Source organism: uncultured Frigoribacterium sp., from assembly GCF_963515265.1.
GTDB lineage: Bacteria > Actinomycetota > Actinomycetes > Actinomycetales > Microbacteriaceae > Frigoribacterium.
The window spans coordinates 1-2900 of the sequence record NZ_CAUPYL010000261.1 but is presented as its reverse complement, the minus strand read 5'-3'; the positions used below and the strand labels follow the sequence as shown (position 1 = coordinate 2900).

2 protein-coding genes and 1 pseudogene are annotated in these 2900 nt (G+C 69.8%); 1 reads left to right on the top strand and 2 read right to left on the bottom strand.

Features of this window, described 5'->3' with window-relative positions; all coding sequences use genetic code 11:
• Window positions 1-256 (top strand): annotated as a pseudogene (locus RWM17_RS13645) (A/G-specific adenine glycosylase); the annotation flags it as partial.
• 21 nt (window positions 257-277) lie between these two features.
• Here RWM17_RS13645 and rbfA read toward each other — a convergent pair.
• Complete coding sequence (rbfA, locus tag RWM17_RS13640; RefSeq protein WP_314104548.1) at window positions 278-832, bottom strand: 30S ribosome-binding factor RbfA; 555 nt, start codon at window positions 830-832, stop codon at window positions 278-280.
• Between the two features lie 96 nt (window positions 833-928).
• The coding region (gene infB, locus RWM17_RS13635) for a translation initiation factor IF-2 (RefSeq protein ID WP_314104546.1) at window positions 929-2900 on the bottom strand (1972 nt) is incomplete at its 5' end.

Below are 2900 nucleotides of genomic sequence, written 5' to 3'. Positions count from 1 at the left end.
GTGCGCGTGGGTGCTGGCCGGCCGCCCCGAGCACTCCGGCCCTCCCCTGCGCCGCCAGGCCGCCTTCGCCGGGTCGGACCGCCAGGTGCGCGGGCTCGTCATGGCCGAGCTCCGGGCGAGCGACGTGCCCGTCACGGGCGACGAGGTCGCCCGGGTGTGGCCCGACGCCGAGCAGCGCGACAGAGCCCTCGCCGGCCTCCTCCGTGACGGACTGGTCACGGGATCGGCCGACGAGGGCTGGTCGCTGCCGAGCTAGGCGCCCGGTAGCCGAGCTGGGTCAGCGCGTGGAGCCGTCCGGCTCCACCGTGCCGTCGCCGACGGCGCCCGACTCGACGTCGGCCTCGTCCACGACCGGAGTGACCTCGTCGGTGTCGTCGTCGAGGTCGTCGTCCTCGTCGTCGTAGTCGTCCTCGTCGCGGGGCTTGACGTAGGGATCGGCGTCTCCGGCGTACTCGGCCGTGGCGGCGACGGTCTGGCTGTCCTGGTCGCGCTGACGCGCCTCCTGCAGGAGGCGGTCGATGGACGCCGCGTTCTCGGGCAGGGCGTCGAGGATGAACTCGAGGCTCGGGGTGAGCCGTGCCGTGATGTTCTTGCCGACCTCGCTGCGCAGCATGCCCGTGGCGGACTTGAGGGCGGCGCCGGTGTCGGCGCGCTCCTCGTCGGTGCCGTAGACCGTGTAGAACACGGACGCGTGCTGCAGGTCACCGGTCACCTTGACGTCGGTGATGGTGACGAACCCGAGGCGCGGGTCCTTGATGCCGCGCTCCAGCCGCCGCGCCACGATCTCGTGGATGCGGTCGGCCATCTTGCGGGCGCGCTGTGCGTCGACCATTCGTTGCTCCTTCTGCTGTTCGCCCGCAGGCGAGAGGGGTGAGGCCCCGCCCCGACCGTGGTCGTGGCGGGGCCTCTGACGATGCGTCGCCGGGCGTCAGCCCCGCGGCTTCTCGACCATCTCGATGGTCTCGATCTCGTCGCCGATCTGGATGTCGTTGAACTTGCCCAGACCGATTCCGGCCTCGAAGTCCGTCCGCACCTCGGTGACGTCGTCCTTGAAGCGACGCAGCGAGTCGATGGCGAGGTTGTCGCCGACCACCACGCCTTCGCGGATGACACGGGCACGAGCGTTCCGCGTGATCGTTCCCGACCGCACGATGACACCGGCGATGTTGCCGACCTTCGACGAGCGGAAGATCTCGCGGATCTCGGCGACACCGGACTGCTTCTCCTCGAACTCGGGCTTGAGCATGCCCGTGAGCGAGTTCTCGATGTCCTCGAGAGCGGCGTAGATGACCGAGTAGAAGCGCACGTCGACGCCCTCTCGGGCAGCACGCTCGCGGGCCTTCGTGTCCGGTCGGACGTTGAACCCGATGATGACCGCGTTGTCGACGGTCGCCAGGTTGACGTCGCTCTCGGTGACGGCGCCCACGCCGCGGTGGATGATGCGCAGCTGCACGCTGTCGTCCACCTCGATCTTGAGCAACGACTCCTCGAGTGCCTCGACGGCACCCGACACGTCGCCCTTGATGATGATGTTGAGCGCCTCGACCTTGCCCTCTTCGAGAGCACGGGTGAAGTCCTCGAGCGAGATGCGCTTGCGGGCCTTGGCCAGCGACGCGTTGCGCTCGACGGCCTCGCGCTTCTCGGCGATCTGCCGGGCCGTGCGGTCCTCCTCGGTGACGAGGAAGGTGTCGCCGGCACGGGGCACGCTCGAGAGTCCCTGCACGAGCACGGGACGGCTCGGGAAGGCCTCGTCGACGGTGTCGCCGTTCTCGTCCATCATCGCGCGGACCCGGCCGTAGGCCGTTCCCGCGACGATCGCGTCGCCCACCCGCAGGGTGCCCGACTGGATGAGCACGGTCGCGACGGCGCCGCGGCCCTTGTCGAGGCGTGCCTCGATGGCGACTCCACGAGCGTCCTTGTCCGGGTTCGCCCGCAGGTCGAGACCGGCGTCGGCCGTGAGGAGGACGGCCTCGAGCAGCGCGTCGATGTTCTTGTTGTCGCGTGCGGACACGTCGACGAACATCACGTCTCCGCCGTACTCCTCGGCGACGAGGCCGTACTCGGTCAGCTGCTGGCGCACCTTGGCCGGGTTCGCACCCTCCTTGTCGATCTTGTTGACCGCGACGACGATCGGCACGTTGGCAGCCTGGGCGTGGTTCAGCGCCTCGACCGTCTGCGGCATGATGCCGTCGTCCGCCGCGACCACGAGGATCGCGATGTCGGTGACCTGCGCACCACGGGCACGCATGGCGGTGAACGCCTCGTGGCCCGGGGTGTCGATGAAGGTGATGGCGCGCTCGACGCCCTCGTGGGGTGCCCAGACCTGGTAAGCACCGATGTGCTGCGTGATGCCGCCTGCCTCGCCGGCGACGACGTTGGCGTTGCGGATCGCGTCGAGCAGTCGGGTCTTTCCGTGGTCGACGTGGCCCATGACCGTGACGACGGGCGGACGGACCTGCAGCACGTCCTCGTCCTCGTCCTCGAGCTCCTGCTCGAGGTCGATGTCGAAGCCCTCGAGGAGTTCCTTGTCCTCGTCCTCCGGAGAGACGACGAGGATGCGGTAGCCGAGCTCTTCGCCGAGCACCTGGAACGTGGCGTCGTCGAGCGACTCGGTGGCGGTCGCCATCTCTCCCAGGTGGAAAAGGACGGTCACCAGGTTGCCGGGGCTGGCGTCGATCTTGTCGGCGAAGTCGCTGATGGACGCGCCGCGACGCAGACGGACGATCGTGCTGCCGTCGCCGCGGGGGACGCTGACGCCGCCCAGCGACGGGGCGGAGCGCATCTCGAACTCGGCCCTCTTGGTCCGCTTCGACTTGCGTGCCTTGCTCTTGCCGCCGCCGCGACCGAACGCGCCGGCCGTGCCGCCGCCGGGGCCGCGACCACGGCCACCGCCGCCGCCG

Bases quoted from the DNA above. Each gene is read 5' to 3' on its own strand.
- rbfA (WP_314104548.1), bottom strand. From the start codon at position 832: ATGGTCGACGCACAGCGCGCCCGCAAGATGGCCGACCGCATCCACGAG.